Origin of the sequence: Prevotella sp. tf2-5 (genome assembly GCF_900115435.1) — a bacterium.
Taxonomy (GTDB): Bacteria; Bacteroidota; Bacteroidia; order Bacteroidales; family Bacteroidaceae; genus Prevotella.
In genome coordinates, this window is record NZ_FOWK01000001.1 from 343,059 (window position 1) to 360,512 (window position 17,454).

The window sequence follows — 17,454 nt, forward strand, 5'->3', positions numbered from 1 at the left end:
ATCATGAAAAAGATATTATATATCATCTGTGCTATCAGCGTCATCTGCGGCTTCACGGCTTGCAACAGCTTCCTCGATGAGCACACACCGCAGGGAGTCCTTAGCGACGAACAGGTGAAGACTCCCGAGAATGCCGAGGCTATGGTAGTTTCTGCCTATGCTATCTTCACCTCCGCCGAGGATATCAACTCCTCCTTCTCTATGTGGAATTTCGATGTACGCTCTGACGATGCCTACAAAGGTGGTAACGGTACCAGTGACGGTGACGTGTTCCACCAGCTGGAGATACAGCAGGGTGTACTGACCACCAACTGGAACATCAACGACATGTGGGTACGTCTGTACAACTGCATCTCACGTGTTAACAGTGCCATCGCACTGCTCAACACCACTGGCGACGACTTTAAGATGAAGAGCCAGCGTCTTGCCGAGATGAAGTTCCTCCGTGCCTACGCACACTTCCTGCTGAAGCGTCTCTACAAGAATATTCCTTTCGTTGTGAATGAGAATCTTACCTATGAGGAGTATAACACCTTGTCGAACACCGAGTACAACAATGACGAGGGCTGGCAGGTCATCATCGACGACCTCATGGAAGCCTACAACACCCTGCCTGCCACTCAGCAGGATAAAGGTCGCCCCACCAAGGCTGCCGCTGCTGCTTTCCTGGCTAAAGTATATCTCTACAAGGCTTACCGTCAGGATGATGAGAAGAGCAATCAGGTAACCTCTATCAACAAAGGTGACTTAGAGAAAGTCATTGAGTTTACCAATCCCACGCTTTATGCCAACTACGGTCTGGAGAATGACATCCATAATAACTTCCGTCCTGAGGAGCAGTACGAGAACGGCATTGAGAGCATCTGGGCTATCCAGTATTCTCGCAACGACGGTTCCACCTATGGTAACCTCAACTGGAGCTATGGTCTGATTCCTCCCAACATCCCTGGTGCTACCGATGGCGGCTGCGACTTCTACAAGCCCTCCCAGAACCTTGTGAACGCCTTCCATACAGGAGATAACGGACTCCCATTGTTTAACACCTTCAATCAGAAAAAATACGACATGGCTGTCGACAATGCTGACCCACGTCTGTTCCTTACCGTTGGTATGCCAGGACTTCCCTATATGTTCAACAAGAACTTCATGATGGAAGAAACCAGTATCTGGAGCCGTTCAAACGGTCTCTATGGCTATCATGTCTCACTGAAGCAGAATGTTGATCCTGCCCTCATCGGTGAGTATCTTATCAAGGGTTCCTACTGGGCAAGCTCTATGAACCGTATCGTGTTCCGCTATGCCGACGTATTACTGATGCGAGCTGAGGCTTATGCACAGCTGGGTAACACCGATCAGGCTATTGCACTGGTTAACCAGATCCGCACTCGTGCTGCCGGCAGCACCCAGATGATTTCCAGCTATCCTTCCACCTATGGTGTGAAGATGTATATCGCCAACTATAAAGGATCCTACAACAAGGATGAGGCTGTCGAGATTGTGAAGATGGAACGCCGTTTGGAGATGGCTATGGAGTCTGAGCGTTTCTTCGACCTCGTCCGCTGGGGCGATGCTGCCACAGTACTCAACAAATACTTTGCGGAGGAGATCAGCAGTTGCGCCATCTACAGCAACGCCCATTTCACCGCCAATAAGGACGAGTATCTGCCTATCCCATTCAGTCAGCTCTCTGCCTCTAACGGACATTACACCCAGAACATTGGAAACTGGTAAGATAGTTTAAAGTTTAAAGATTATAGAATTATGAAAACGAAATTATTAAATATCATAGGTGCGATGATGGTCATGCTTGCCTTTGTAGCATGCTCCGACGACCATACCAGTGACCTGCGACTCAGCGGTGACTGTAAGGTAGAGACATTCGCACTCGACGGCTACGAGGGGACCATAGATTTCACCACACGCAGCATCGTGGTACGTCTTCCAGAAGTCTACGATATCTCTGCCATGAAGGTTACCTCGCTCGCTATCTCCAATGGTGCCCTAAGCGACATCAGCCTGGGACAGACCCTGAACATGGAGGCAACCAAAGTGATGCACGTCTCCAACGGTGATGTCTTCATCGACTGGACCATCAGTGTTCTTCGCGATGAGGCTCGCATCTATCAGTTTGTTGTCAATGACATCTATCGTGGCAATATCGATCAGGACGCTAAGACCATCACGATTTACGTACCCGCTTCTGTCGATATCACCAGTCTCGTTCCGACCATTGAGTTCAGTGCCAATGCCACTATCACACCAGCATCTGGTGTGGCTCAGGACTTCTCACAGCCTGTCACCTATAAAGTGACCAATAATTCGGCTGAGAGCACCTATACCGTAACAGTGATTGCCATCGATAAGCCAAAGGCACTCTTCATCGGTGCAGCAGCTACGATGGACGACCTTGATCTGGAGGCTAAGGAGGCATGCACTTGGATGATGAGCAACGTAGAGGGAACACTCTATGCGTCATTCGCCGACATCCATGCTGGTAGTGTCGACCTCTCCGAGTGTAAGATTATGTGGTGGCACTATCATAAGGACGGTGGTGTCGACGGACACGACCAGTTCGTCGCCAATGCCCCAGAGGCACTTGAGGCAAAGAATGAGATTCGTGCGTTCTATGAGAATGGCGGAGCACTCTTCCTGACCCGCTATGCTACCAATCTCCCATCATTCATCGGAACCACTGGTGACGACGAATGGACGACACCTAACAACTGTTGGGGACAGGACGAGGACAAGGCTGAGCTTTGCGGAGGTCCATGGGACTTCAAGATCTATGGTGGACAGAACAACCATCCACTCTATGCCGGACTTATTGCCGGTGACGATCCTAATGCCGTTTACTGTACCGATGCCGGTTACCACATCACCAACTCTACCGCTCAGTATCACATCGGTACCGACTGGGGAGACTACCCCAACCATACCGCATGGGAGACCCGCACCAAGGGTACTATCCTCGGTGTAGGTGGCGACGGTGCCGTTGTTGCTTGGGAATATCCTGCCAAGGACGGTAAGGGTGGTATCATCTGTATCGGTTCCGGTTGCTACGACTGGTACTCCTACACCTACGAGGCAGGTTATGTGGAGAACTTCCACAAGAACATTGCCATTATGACAAAGAATGCTATCAATTACTTAACGAAATAATGATTATGAAGACGAAGATATTTTCAACATTCGCTATCATGCTGTCAGCACTTACGCTGACAGCGTGCAGCGAGGACAGCTTTGGTCCCGATCCCGAAAAGGACTGGGCAGGAACTACCGCCTTCTTCAACTCTACCGACGAGAAGGGATTCCTCACCTACTATCATCCTGCTATCGGACGCTGTGGTGACCCCATGCCGTTCTACGATGAGAAGGAAGGTGAATATAAGGTGCTTTATCTGCAGGAGTACGACAACAACGGTCCTTGCTATCACCCCTTCTGGGGTATCAGTACCACCGACGGTGCTTACTATGAGTCTCTGGGTGAAGTGCTGCCGACAGGTACGTCCGTTCAAGAAGCAGACGCTGCCCTCGGAACAGGTTGTGCCATTTATAACGAGGCAGACAAACTATATTACATATATTATACAGGACATACTTCCAAGGAAGTCGTCTTGCGTGCTACCTCTCCCGATTTCAAGACATGGACGAAAGACCAATCATGGCAGTTGAAGGGTGAGGACTTTGCCTCAGCCAGCGATTTCCGTGACCCTCAGGTGTTCAAGGCTGACGACGGTCTGTGGCACATGGTCATTGCTGCCAAACTGAAGTTTGTCGACTTTAAGTCAAGCGACTTGAAGAACTGGGAGTTTGCAGGTCAGTTCAACATGGTCTGGGACCGTATGTGTGAGTGTCCCGACATCTTCAAGATGGGCGATTACTGGTATCTCGTCTACAGCGAGGCATACCGTACCGACTGGAGCCGCAAGGTGAAATATATGATGGCAAAGAGCTATGACGACCTGAAGGCTTGCTTCAACGATCCAGGTGCCAACTGGCCTAAGGATGGTAAAGAGGGTGTACTCGACAGTCGTGCGTTCTATGCTGGTAAGACCGCTTCCGACGGTACTGAGCGTCTCATCTGGGGTTGGTGTCCAAAACGCGAAGGTGCTACCATCTTCGACAAGAACGTCAATGTTGGTGCTGACGGTGAGCCTGCATGGGCTGGTGCACTGGTATGTCACAAGATCATCCAGCATGCCGACGGAACCCTTACCCTTGGTGCTGTTCCTGCCCTGGCAAATAAGTATAGCCAAGCTCAGAGCGTCAATGTGATGGCAAGCAACGGTTACAACAATGGTTCCCTCTCTGGTGACGGTGCGTATGTGCTCTACAACCGTCTGGGCAACCACAACCACATCTCTTTCACCGTCACCACCAGCAACAACTGGGATAAGTTCGGCATCTCACTTGTTCGTGGCTCGGATTCCAACAAATACTACACGATGGTAGTTAATCCTGAGAACGAGAACTGGCGTAAGATCAACTTCGAGGAAGAAGGTGAAGACGGCAAGGGTTTCATCCGTGGTATCGACGGCTATGGTTTCGCCCGTCCTGACAATAATGTCTATAAGGTTGATATCTATACCGACAACAGCGTGATGACGATGTATATAAACGACAATGTCTGCTACACCCAGCGCATCTACGGTATCCAGAAGAACTGCTGGAGTATCAACAACTACGGCGGTTCTATCACAATTAGCGACGTAAAGGTTACACAATATTAGGTTAGAGTTTATTTAGTTAATAGTAGTTTGAAGTTTTCACAGCGGTGAGAAGATTGTTTCAGGATAACATATAAAACAACTACTCCGCCCAGGTGCCGTGATGGTTCCTGGGCGGAGTTGTTTATTTTTCCTACCGATTGAAGGCTTCATTTGATGGCAATGCCTTGCATCACTCGTTCCAGTATCTGGAATACCCCTATAACAGATATTGGAACAAGGTGAAGGAGATACTGGAGCAAGCCTTCGCAGATACTGGAATCTCTCGCATTACAGATTACAGATTACAGTTTGCGATTTCAGATTTCAGATTTCAGTAAGCGAATTTGACAGTTGACAGTTGACAGTTAATCATTTGACCAGATTTTCAAACAAATAACAAATAACAGTTAGCGAAAAAGGAAAACAGTCTCAGTCTCAGAATCTCAGCAAGTGTTTTGACAATGACCGAAACGCAAACAAACAAACAGTAAACAGTGAGAGAAAATGAATGATAACTACACAAAATAAATATATTAATATATTATATATTATTATATATATATTATATATAATATATATATAATAAAAATAGTGGTCAACTTTTTTAGTACGACTCAACAAACTGTTTACTGTTTGTTTGTTTGCGTTTGCTTACTGAGATTCTGAGACTGCCATTACCATACGGAAAAGGTTGACACCCTACTCTGGGGATCATTGACGCTTTTTCTAAGAACGTTGACGCTTACCCTGGAAAAGTTGACTCTCACTAATTGTCAACTGTCAACTGTCAAATTCACTTACTGAAATCTGAAATCGCAAACTGTAATCTGTAATCTGAAATGCACAATGATACATTTTCAGAATTATATAATAAATATTATATAATTTATATATTGTACAGGCATTGTCTTGCCCTAACCTCCCACTAAAAATGCCGCAAACCTCGATAAATAAAGGGCGCAAGACCAGTGGGAGGTTGTCTGAACCTCCCACTAACGTCCAACCCATCTCCCACTATGTTAGAGGTTAGTGAGAGGTCAGTTAGAGGTTAGAGCAATCTCCAACTGACCACAAACGCCCTGTACATCGGCATTTCAGAAGAAAACAGTTGGAGATTAGTTTCGTTTTAGTTTCCATAAGTTAATTAGAATAGTTGGTAACTATGCTTTTGCAAGGATACGAATAAGCGAGTAAAGAACAAAATAAAAGAGGAACTTTTCTTGTAGAAAACCTTGGTATTACAAAATAATTTCGTACTTTTGTAAGCCGATGTTTAAGAGAATTCTCATCTTGATACTGACATGCATATCCCTGACAGGGTATGCACAGACAAACGGGAAGTTGTTTTCTACTGGACAACTCTCCGTATGTGATGTCACCTGTGTCAGTCAGGACAGCTATGGCTATATCTGGATAGGTACGACCTACGGTCTTGACAGATTTGACGGCTACCGCTTCTATAACTACAGATATAGCAGTAGCGACTCGACGAGTATTCCCCAGAATGAGATCTGCACCTTGTTCTGCGACAGCCAAGGACGGTTATGGGTAGGAACAGGAAGCGGATTGGCAAGGTATGACTTCAGTCGTAACGGTTTCATCCGACAGCATTTTCCCGGAGGTCGTCATCCACGAGTGAACAGTATCATAGAAACCAAGAACGGAGACCTGTATATCGGTACAGCAGGTATGGGTATCTTCTCGATGAAGAAGGGGACGGACGAGCTGGTAGAGGAGAAGAGTTTCTATCATCTCCTACCCGACAATTTCCTGAGCCGCTTACATGTAGACCGCCAAGGGGCGATCTGGTGTAAGGGCAGAGGGATAGAAATCTATCAGTTCCTCATGGAGAAAGGACAGGCTGTCCAAGCAAGGAGGTACCAGCCACAGGAGACCGTCCAAGAGTTATTGACGGATGCTGACGGGAGGATGCTTGCCGTCTTCCCGAAGAGTATCCAATACTTTGACTATACGGAAAAGACGTGGAAAGATGCTGGTTATCATATAGAAAGCATCGTCCATAACGCCGACATGCGTGGCGCTTTCCTGAGAAGCGACGGTGACTTATACCTGGGGACCTCCGGACATGGAATCTTCGTCATCCCCAAAGGACAGACGACCCCACATGTCATTGACTTCCGTGACAAGAACTTCCAACTCTCAGAATCGTCGACCACAGCCTTTGAGGAAGACCGTTATGGAAATCTATGGATCGGGTGCTTCCTAAAGGGTGTTGCCCTGCTTAGCAAGCAACAGACCGCCTTCCATTCCTGGACGTTCTCTCCCACGGATGCTGCCTTGAACAACTCCCAGATCTCATCGGTGGCATTGGCAGAGAACAACGGGTTATGGTGCACGGTCTGGTATCAGGGGCTTTACCTGTTTGACGCTGATGGAAAAGTGGTAGCCCATCCCTCCATGCCATATGGCACCAGCCTCATCTACCGCGATAACGACGGCTCCTATTGGGTCAGTGCGAACAAGGGCTTGTTCACGTTTGACCCCCATAGTGGCAGTACACGACTGGTATTGTCCTCATCGGAATGGCTTAACACCATCTGTGACGCGGGACCATGGCTCTTCGTCTCAGAGTTCGGTCAAGGATTCCTCAGATATGACAAGCGGACAGGTGAAATCAAACGCTATTTCACCCGTATGACAGGTGAAGGAGGACATCCGTGTAATAACTGGATAGGCTCCATGCTGCTGGACAAGCAAGGTGACCTGTGGATCTCTACCGCACGCGGTCTCTGCTGTCTGAATATTGCCGATGACAGTTTCAAGAGTCATGGCTGGGAAGTCCTTTTGGATACCATCGTCTGTGGTCCTCTCTGTCAAGATTCCAAAGGAAATATCATTATCGGAACAAATGCCGGTCTTTTCATATACGACCGCCAGCATCACAAGGCAGTACCGCTGCCACATGGTGACGCGCTGGCAGACACGAAGATCTGCCGTGTCGAGTGTGACGAGGAGGACAATCTCTGGATAAGTACTCCCATCGGTATCTGGCAGTATGAGGCAAAGACCAAGAAGATGATAGCCTATAACACGGGTAACGGACAAGTCACAAGTGAGTATCTGAGCAATATCGGCATTCGCACCAATAACGGTATGATCTGTTTCGGTATCAACAATGGTCTGACCACCTTCTATCCCAAGAATATCAAGAACAGCAACCATATCATAGGTGCCGTACATATCACAGACATCAACATCAACGGCAAGTGGGTGTCTCCCGTCCAGGAACGCATCACCGTCGACTACGATGAGAACACCTTCTCTATCAGTGCCTCCCTGTTTGACTTCATGTGGGCGGAGGACATTAGTTATGAGTATCGGATCAATGGAGGAGAATGGCAGGGAAATATCACCGATACCAATACCTTCCCGTTCAACCGTGTTCCTCCTGGTAAATATATAATAGATGTACGCGCGAAGTTTGGCAACCACTACTCTACCGAGTATGCTACGGTGACGATTGTCGTGAAGGATCCTTGGTATAGCAGTTCATGGGCATACGCCTGTTATGTGTTGCTCCTTTGTGCTATCTTAGTAGCCATCTTCCTGTACTACGCTAGGATGAAGCGGATGGAGCTGGGTGATGAGAAGATGAAGTTCCTGATGAACACGACGCATGACATCCGTTCCCCATTGACCCTCATCCTTGGTCCTCTGGCGAAGCTGAAAGACATGGTACACGATGAGAACTGTCAGGTATATATGGAGACGATCGACAGGAATGCGCAAAGGTTGTTGCTCCTCGTCAACCAGATTCTCGACGAACGGAAGATTGACAAGAACCAGATGCGCCTCCACTGTCAGGAGACTAACATGGTAGGATTTGTCAGTAACCTCTGCAAACTCTATCAGTACACTGCCAGTCAGAGAAACATCACATACACGATAGAGCACGAGAAAGACTACCTGATAGCGTGGATTGACCGTACACAGTTTGACAAGGTCATCTCCAACCTGCTATCCAACGCCTTCAAATACACCTTTGACGGTGGAGAGATCAAAATCATACTCAGGGAGACTGACCAGCATCTGGAGATAGAGGTTATCGACAATGGTGTAGGTATCAAGCCCAGTGACTTCAAACACCTCTTCGACCGTTTCTATCAAGGCAAGAACAATCTTGGTATAGGCATGCAAGGAACAGGCATCGGTCTGAACCTGAGCCGTTCCATCGTAGAGCTGCATGGTGGAAAGATCAAGGCACGTCGTAGGACGGACGGACAGCAAGGCACCTCGTTCGTCGTCACCATTCCCTTAGGCAACAAACACCTGAAACCCGCGGAGCTGCTGACAGACAGTCCTGTCCGACAAGTCATCTCCGAGAACAAGGGTAAACAGGTCTTCAGGGAATTCAACATCCTTATCGTTGATGATGATGCGGAAATTGCTGATTACATCATGGGAGAGCTTAGTGAGAAATACCGGTTCACCTACCGCTCCAATGGAAAGGAAGCCATGAAGGAGCTGCTGACGAACCCCTACCATCTGGTCATTAGCGATGTCATGATGCCGGAGATGGACGGTATCACATTCCTCAAACAGATCAAGAGCAATCCAAAGACCATTGACCTGCCAGTAATATTACTGACATCCAAAGCAGAGGTCAGCGACAAGCTTGAAGGTCTCAAGAAGGGAGCAGACGCCTATATCGCCAAACCGTTTAACATGGAGGAGTTACATATTCAGATTGACAACCTCATCAATAACGTACGCCGTCTCCGTGGGAAGTTCAGTGGCGCCTCCTCGCAGACCGAGCGTGTGGAGAACATAGAGGTGGCTGGCAATAATGACGCCCTGATGGAGCGCATCATGAAATCGGTCAATGCCAAGATGTCGGATCCGAACTACAATGTGGATGTGCTGGCAGCGGATGTCGGTCTCAGCCGTACCCAACTGCATCGTAAGATGAAGGATATGACGGGGATTCCAACTGGTAAGTTCATACGTAACCTGCGCATGGAGCAGGCTGCCCGTCTGATCAAAGAAGAGAAGGTGAATATCAGTCAAGTGGCGTTTTGTGTCGGTTTTAACGACCAGACACATTTCTCCACAGTGTTCAAGACATATTTCGGCATGACTCCTTCAGAATATGCAGAGCAAGAGAGCCTGTAACCCGTGAACTTTGCCAAAAGTATCATGCATTTTGTCACATGTTGCAAAATGCATGTTTTTTTTTCATTGAAATATTTTCCAATTCTTATGAAACGTTTTTCTAAATATATATTATCAATATGTTCGTAATTTTGCGCCCAGAGACAATTCACATCTATTAATCAGTTAAACAACTAACAATGAGAAAAAAATTATTTCTTCTACTACCAGTGCTTTTGCTAAGTGTAGTTGGGGCGTATGCACAAAACGTGCTGCGCGGCATTGTGATTTCCGCGACTGATGAGGAACCGATTATCGGAGCCTCTGTCGTTGAAAAGGGCACAACGAACGGAACAGTGACCGACATGGACGGTAGGTTCCAACTCTCAGTGAAGGGGAATGCCACACTTGTGGTCTCTTACATCGGCTTTACGACTAAAGAAGTCACACCTGCAGGCAGCGGAGAGATCAAAGTCGTTCTCTCAGAAGATGACAACCTGTTGGATGACGTCGTAGTGGTTGGTTATGGTACCATGAGGAAGAGCGACCTGACGGGAGCTGTCAGCAGGGCTAACATCCAGGCATTCGAGAAATCACCTAACACTAACTTGTTACAGTCATTACAAGGTACCGTTCCTGGACTGAACGTTGGTCAGGCTAACTCCGCTGGTTCCGACCCCGCTCTTTCTATCCGTGGCGCGAATACCATTTCTGGTAGCACCGCAGTATTGATCGTTCTGGATGGTATCATCTATACAGGTAGCATCTCCAGCCTGAACCCCGCAGATATCGAGAGCGTGGACGTTCTGAAAGACGCCTCTGCCACTGCCGTCTATGGTGCACAGGCTGCCAATGGTGTCTTGCTGATCACCACCAAGAAGGGTGCTAAGGGTAAGGCAAAGGTTACCTTCTCTACAAGTTATAGTATACAGTCACCTACGCACAAGTTGCACACGATGAATCGTGACGAGATGTTGCGCTTCGACAACGAGTGTCTGTGGCTGTACTCCAAGACAGAGGCTTCTGGTTACAGAGAGCAGGATCCTAACTTCAAACTCTCTGAGCGTATGCCTGACGCCTGGATGACTGACGATCAGGGTAATATCATTCCTGGTGACTACAACTGGTGGGACGACTTCACACGTAACGGTTCTATCTGGGAGAACAAACTGAGCATCTCAGGTGGTAGCGATGCGATGTCTTACCTGATCTCTCTGGGTAACACCAAGCAGAAGAACTATCTGCTCAACGATGACTACAGCCGTAACTCTATCCGTGTCAACCTCGACATTCAGCCTGTCAAGTGGTTGAAGGCTGGTGTACAGGCTTTCGGTTCATTTGAGAATCGTGACGGTCAGGAGACATACCTGCCGTTCTTGATTGAGTGCAGCCCGCTTACAAAGCCATACGACGAGGACGGTAACATGATCCACTACCCTGCACATGATGCACGTGAGAATCCATATCATGGCTCTTTGGTAGATGACTACGATCGTACCAACTCTTTCTTCGCTAATCTCTATGCAGAGGTGCAGTTGCCTTTGAAGGGTCTTACCTATCGTATCAACTTCGGTAACAACTATCGCGTCGGTGAGCATAACTATGCCAGCGAGTTCGCTGAGAACAACAAGGGTCAGGCTTACAAGCACCACTCTACCTATTATGATTATACATTGGATAATATCCTGAACTATAACAACACGTTCGGAAAGCATACTGTAGGTGCTACATTTGTCTATGGTGCTTCACGCCGTAAGTATAGCTACACAGCTGCAGATTCCAAACTGTTCCCAAGAATGACACTGGGCTATAACTCTCTGGAACTGGCTGAGATCCAGCAGACTTCTTCTGACGCATGGGTAGAGACACTGCTCTATCAGATGCTTCGCGCGAACTATTCTTATGACGGACGCTACCTGATTACCGCCACTGTACGTCGAGACGGTTTCTCTGGTTTCGCCTCCAACAACAAATTTGCCGTGTTCCCCTCTGTAGCACTCGGATGGGTAGTGACAAATGAGAAATGGTTCAAGGTTCCTCATCTTGACTATTTGAAACTCCGCGCCGGCTATGGTGTCAGCGGTAACCAGACTTCCCGCTATTCCTCACTGGCAAGAGTCAACTCCTCTATCGGTTATGTCTTCGGTGACGGTCAGCCCGGCGCTATGCGTCAGGAACTTGCCTCCATGCAGAACTCTGACCTGAAGTGGGAGAAGACTGCTGGTTTCAACTTCGGTCTTGACTTCGCTGTACTTAACAACAGAATCAGCGGTAATATCGAGTTCTATACCACTAAGACCAAGGATTTGCTCTATGACGTGGCTATTCCTAGTATCACTGGTTTCACCTCTATCCGCTCGAATGTTGGTGAGATCAAGAACAAAGGTTTTGAGATGACCATCAACTCTCGCAATATTGTCACAAAGGACTTTGAGTGGACATCTATGTTCAACCTGTCAACAAACAGCAATAAGATCACGAAACTGGCTGGTCTTGACACAGACGGTGATGGTAAGGAGGACGACCTCACATCTTCTTCTTTGTTCATCGGTGAGTCTCTCTCTTCTATCTATGATTACACCATTGACGGCATCTACCAGGTAGGTGACGACATCCCTGAGGGTTATCATCCTGGAAACTACCGTATCGTCGATATCAACAATGACGGTGAGATCAACGAGAAAGACCGTAGCATCATCGGTAAGACAGATCCTTCTGTTCGCATGGGCTTGCTGAACAGCTTCAAGTACAAAGGACTGACCCTGAGTTTCTTCCTCAATGCCGTTGTCGGTGGTAGCAAGAGCTATCTGGGTAAGAACTCTTATGCTGAGCTTGTCAATGATAACACACTTCGTCATAACAGACTGACTGAGCAGGTTGACAAATTCTGGACTCCTAGCAATCCTGGTGGTATCTATGCACTCTATCATGCAAACCCTGCCATCAATCCTTTCCGCTATGAGAACCGCTCATTCTTGCGTCTGCAGGATATCACCCTGTCATACGATCTGCCTCGTGAATGGATGCGTAAGATCCATATTGAGGGCATCAATATCTACATGAGCTGCAAGAACCTGCTGACCTTCACTGGTTGGAACGGATGGGATCCTGAGCCTAACGCAACTTATCAGGACATCAACGGTCAGAACCGTGTAACTGGTATGCGTTACGAAGACCGTCCTGTTATGAAGAGTATTACATTTGGTATGAACATTAATCTCTAACCCATAATGAAAAAGATTTTAATTTTTTCCTTGTTGGCAGCCTTCATGCTGACGGGATGTAACGAAGATAAATTCCTGGAGGAAAAACCACTCGACTTCAATTCGGCTTCTAACTCATACGAGACAGCCGCCGATTTTGATGCCGCTATCACTGAGCTCTACTTCCTGACCCGAGAAGAGTTCTATACTACTTACGACCGTACGACGGATCTCTCTAAGTTTGCAGATATGTGGATCACCGCTGACCCACTTCAGTCAAACGTTGTCGCTGACCTCTCGCCCTCTGGTGGCATCGCCAAGTTCTACTGGGATGAGAACTACAAACTGATCGCCCAGGCAAACACTGTCATCAGTCGTCTGCCTAGCTCATCCAAACTGAGCGACGAGGAGAAGGCTGTCTATGAGGCTAAAGCTCGCTTCTTCCGCGCCTTGGCTTATCGTACACTGGTACTGCTCTATGGTGATGTGCCCTTGCAGTTGGAAGAGGTGTCTACTCCAAAGACCGACTATGTTCGCGAGTCAAAGGATGTGGTCTTGGCTCAGGTCGTAGAAGATTTGCAGTTTGCCGCTGCCAACCTGCCTGAGATTAACGCTGTCAAAGATGGTGAGATCAGTAAGCCTGCTGCTAACATGCTTCTGGCTGAGATGTGTCTGGCTACAGGTAACAACGACGGGGCTGTCACAGCCGCAACAGCTGTCATCAACAATCCTAACCTCGCCCTGATGAAGAACCGTTTCGGCTCACAGGCTAGCGAAGATGGAGATGTCTTCTATGACTTGTTCCGTCCGAACAACCAGAACCGTGCCTCTGGTAATACTGAGGGTATCTGGGTGATTCAGTTTGAGACGAATATTGAAGGTGGTGGTAACAACACCAGCCACTTCTTCTGGAATCCAGGTAGCTTCTGGGGAGAGCGTTTCTTCGCTCCTCAGGTGGATAAGTTCCAGATTATCAAACCCGACGGCACCAGACTCCAGCTCTTCAACTGGCCTATCGGTGACATGACTGGTGGTCGTGGTATCGGTACACACTATGCTGTTAACCATCTCTATAACGAGATTTGGGCTGACGACTTTGACGATATGCGTAACTCAGAGTATAACTGGCCACGCCGCTTCAAGATTCACCGCACCAACGTGCTGGATGACAATCCTGAGTTAAAGGCTGCTATGCCTGACGGATACTTCGATCTTGAAAATACCGTATTGCCTGCTGGATGGTCTATGGAGACTGGTTTCGGCGGTGGTGTCAATGCTACCACACAGCTTCCTAACCGTTTCATGTGTGGCTATTCCACCAAGATGACCACTCCGTTCCATCATCCTGATGCACAGTATCAGAACAAAGACACCTACCAACTTGCCGGAACAGGTGGTAAGACTTACACCGACCAGTACTTCTTCCGTCTTGCAGAGGCTTATCTGCTGCGTGCTGAAGCATACATGAACAAGGGTGACAAGGAGAAAGCTGCTAACGATATCAATGAGTTGCACAAGCGTGCCAACGCAAAACCATGTACGGCTGCTCAGATAAACCTCGACTATATCCTCGACGAGCGTCTTCGTGAGCTCACCTGTGAGGAGAAGCGTCGTCTGACCCTGTCACGTGTTGGTAAACTCAGCGAGCGCATCAAGAAATACAACCCCTACTTCAGTGCTGCTCATAGTGCTGACGGCAAAGATTATGATGCTCATTTCGATTTGCTGCCTATCCCACTGTCAGCCATTCAGGCAAACAAGGATGCTGAATTGAAGCAGAACCCCGGTTATTAATCCAAGGGGAACGATTAGTTAATTATAGAATATAATGAAGTTTAAGATTTCTCAATTAAGAATGTGGCGCGTAGTGATTACGTGCCATATTCTTATTATTGGAGTATGTCTCATCATGCCCCAGCAAGCCTTTGCCGGTCATCACCTGCGGGTTCATGAACAGGCAAAAGGATTTGCGCTATACACAGGTACCGAGACTGCCACTATCTGTGTGTCTTCCCAGGAAGCATTGGTAGTAAAGAAAACTGCACAGTTGCTGGGTGATGACATACGGCGTGTTACTGGAGTGAGTTGCAGACAACAGTCTGCCCCAACCTCTTCTGCTCCTGCCATCATCATTGGAACACTGGGCTGTAACCCATTGATTGATGCTGCCGTCAAAGAAGGACATCTTCAGGTTGACGGTATCAAGAACGGTTGGGAGCAATTCCTCATCAAATGGGTTCAGAATCGGTTGTATATTATAGGCAGCGACCGCAGGGGGACTGCCTATGGTGTATTCACGCTATCTGAGGCTATAGGAGTATCACCCTGGTACTGGTGGGCAGATGTACCTGTTAAGAAGCGGAAGGCGGTCTATGTGGATGCTGACTATATCTCCAAACAACCGTCTGTCAAGTATCGTGGGATTTTCATCAATGACGAGGACTGGGGACTGAAGCCATGGGCTGCCAAGAATTTCGAGCGCAACCTGGGTAACATCGGTCCAAAGACATACGCCAAAGTGTGTGAGTTACTGCTCAGACTCAAGGCGAATATGCTTGCTCCTGCCATGCACCCTTGTACTGGTGCTTTTTATTCCCATCCGGAAAATAAGCTGGTAGCTGATTCTTTCGGCATTATCATCACGACTTCGCATTGTGAGCCGTTATTACTGAATAATGCCGCTAAGAGTGAATGGGACCTGCAGAAAGATGGTGACTGGAATTACCTGACAAATGGGGAGCATATCAGGAATAAGTGGAATCAGCGTCTCACGGAAGCTGCTCAGTATGAGAATATATATACCGTTGCCATGCGAGGACTCCATGATGCAGGACTTCGAGGCGACATATCCAAGGAACAGCGTGTCACACTATTAGAACAAGTCATCAGCGACCAGCGACAACTGCTTGAGAAACACATTGACAACCCTGCCGATCAGATTCCACAGATATTTGTTCCATATAAAGAGACGATGGACATCTATGAGAATGGACTCAACGTACCCGACGACATCACACTTGTCTGGGTAGATGACAACTATGGTTATATGAAACGTGTCTCCAATCCGGAAGAGCAGAAAAGGAAAGGACACTCAGGGGTCTATTACCACCTTTCATACCTGGGGGCTCCTCACGACTATCTATGGCTGAACTCCACCCCACCCGTCTTGATGTACGAGGAACTCAAGAAAGCATACGACACAGGGGCTGACAGATATTGGTTGCTGAACGTTGGGGATATCAAACCTATGGAATTGGGCATACAGACCTTCATGGATATGGCATGGGATTTCACTGCTTTCGACACCGATAAGGCGGGTAAATATCAGGCACGTCTGCTGGCAAACATGTTTGGTGACAGACTGGAGGACGATTTCCAGAGAATACTGGACAGTTACTATCGTCTTGCGTGGTCAAGAAAACCTGAATTCATGGGTTATGAATACGAATGGGACGATGCCGCACATAGTGGACTGCATCATACTGATTTCTCTTTCTTTACAGGTACAGCACAACAACGCCTGGCTGATTATCATCAGATCGCAGAGAAAACACAGGAGATGATTCCCTCAGAAGCCCGTGATGCTTATTTCCAATTGGTTGAGTTTCCTGTCTGTGCTGCCTACCAGATGAACAGGAAGTTCTTGATGGCTCAACTGAACCATGAGCTGGCAAGTCGTTTGAATGCGGAAGGTGCTAACTGGGCAGCGCAGCAGATGACTATCGCCTATGACAGTATCCAGGCACTCAACAACAGGTATAACCAACAGTGTCATGGGAAATGGAAAGGAATCATGGACCTGCCGACAGGCTGGTGTGCCCTTTATCAAGAAAAGCCCGCTGTCACTTTCAATGCGCTGGAAGGGATCATTGAACCAGATCTCCAACCGACAATGAAACAGCATACGCCTATTAATCTTTCAACCCCGACAAGTAAGTCAGATGGAATCCGATTGGTAAAGGGGATAGGTATGGACTGGGTGGCAGTACAGATGACAGAACCGTCAAATGTGGTGAGCGATGCCACATCCCTCAAGAGTCCACATATCACCTATTCATTTTTCCATGAAAACAAGGATAGCGTGGACGTATGGTTGTCGACAGTACCTTTCTGGCCGTTATACAAAGGAAGGGAGAACAAGATTGGAATCTCTATTGACGGTTGTCAGCCGCAGGTCTTCAACAATCTCTTTTCCGAGTACTCACGACTTTGGAAGGATCAGGTATTGAGAAATGAAGCATCTTGCCATCTTCGCTTTGCCGTCAACCCTAAAAAGAAGGATCATTCCATCACCATCATTACAGGTGATCCTGGACTAATGGTACAACGGATTACCATAAAATAAATTCTAAATTAATCCTAAACTGACAACAGATAAAGATTGTGTTTACAAAATAACCACTATCTTTGCAGTTGACAAGAAATGAGAA

At 47.6% G+C, this 17,454-nt stretch carries 7 protein-coding genes; all 7 read left to right on the forward strand.

Annotated elements, in window-relative coordinates; genetic code table 11:
• Positions 1-3 precede the first annotated feature (3 nt).
• A complete protein-coding gene (locus BM257_RS01400) occupies positions 4-1,731 on the forward strand; it encodes a RagB/SusD family nutrient uptake outer membrane protein (protein WP_092067477.1) in 1,728 nt (575 codons plus the stop codon).
• Positions 1,732-1,761: 30 nt separating this feature from the next.
• Positions 1,762-3,159 carry a DUF4960 domain-containing protein gene (locus tag BM257_RS01405; RefSeq protein ID WP_092067479.1) on the forward strand — a complete coding sequence of 466 codons (1,398 nt, stop codon included), beginning with the start codon at positions 1,762-1,764 and terminating at the stop codon, positions 3,157-3,159.
• A gap of 5 nt (positions 3,160-3,164) precedes the next feature.
• On the forward strand, positions 3,165-4,730 hold the full coding sequence (locus BM257_RS01410; protein WP_092067744.1) for a glycoside hydrolase family 32 protein: 1,566 nt from the start codon (positions 3,165-3,167) through the stop codon (positions 4,728-4,730).
• 1,248 nt (positions 4,731-5,978) lie between these two features.
• Positions 5,979-9,842 (forward strand): hybrid sensor histidine kinase/response regulator transcription factor, encoded by a 3,864-nt coding sequence (locus tag BM257_RS01415; protein WP_092067481.1) that lies wholly within the window; start codon positions 5,979-5,981, stop codon positions 9,840-9,842.
• A 179-nt stretch (positions 9,843-10,021) separates the two neighbouring features.
• The gene (locus BM257_RS01420) at positions 10,022-13,045 is read left to right on the forward strand and encodes a SusC/RagA family TonB-linked outer membrane protein (protein ID WP_092067483.1); all 3,024 of its coding nucleotides are present in this window, start codon (positions 10,022-10,024) and stop codon (positions 13,043-13,045) included.
• A gap of 6 nt (positions 13,046-13,051) precedes the next feature.
• Positions 13,052-14,818 carry a RagB/SusD family nutrient uptake outer membrane protein gene (locus tag BM257_RS01425; protein ID WP_092067485.1) on the forward strand — a complete coding sequence of 589 codons (1,767 nt, stop codon included), beginning with the start codon at positions 13,052-13,054 and terminating at the stop codon, positions 14,816-14,818.
• A gap of 34 nt (positions 14,819-14,852) precedes the next feature.
• Positions 14,853-17,369 (forward strand): glycosyl hydrolase 115 family protein, encoded by a 2,517-nt coding sequence (locus BM257_RS01430; RefSeq protein ID WP_092067487.1) that lies wholly within the window; start codon positions 14,853-14,855, stop codon positions 17,367-17,369.
• Positions 17,370-17,454: the final 85 nt, after the last annotated feature.

Bases quoted from the DNA above. Each gene is read 5' to 3' on its own strand.
- BM257_RS01400 (WP_092067477.1), top strand. From the start codon at position 4: ATGAAAAAGATATTATATATCATCTGTGCTATCAGCGTCATCTGCGGC.
- BM257_RS01405 (WP_092067479.1), top strand. From the start codon at position 1,762: ATGAAAACGAAATTATTAAATATCATAGGTGCGATGATGGTCATGCTT.
- BM257_RS01410 (WP_092067744.1), top strand. From the start codon at position 3,165: ATGAAGACGAAGATATTTTCAACATTCGCTATCATGCTGTCAGCACTT.
- BM257_RS01415 (WP_092067481.1), top strand. From the start codon at position 5,979: ATGTTTAAGAGAATTCTCATCTTGATACTGACATGCATATCCCTGACA.
- BM257_RS01420 (WP_092067483.1), top strand. From the start codon at position 10,022: ATGAGAAAAAAATTATTTCTTCTACTACCAGTGCTTTTGCTAAGTGTA.
- BM257_RS01425 (WP_092067485.1), top strand. From the start codon at position 13,052: ATGAAAAAGATTTTAATTTTTTCCTTGTTGGCAGCCTTCATGCTGACG.
- BM257_RS01430 (WP_092067487.1), top strand. From the start codon at position 14,853: ATGAAGTTTAAGATTTCTCAATTAAGAATGTGGCGCGTAGTGATTACG.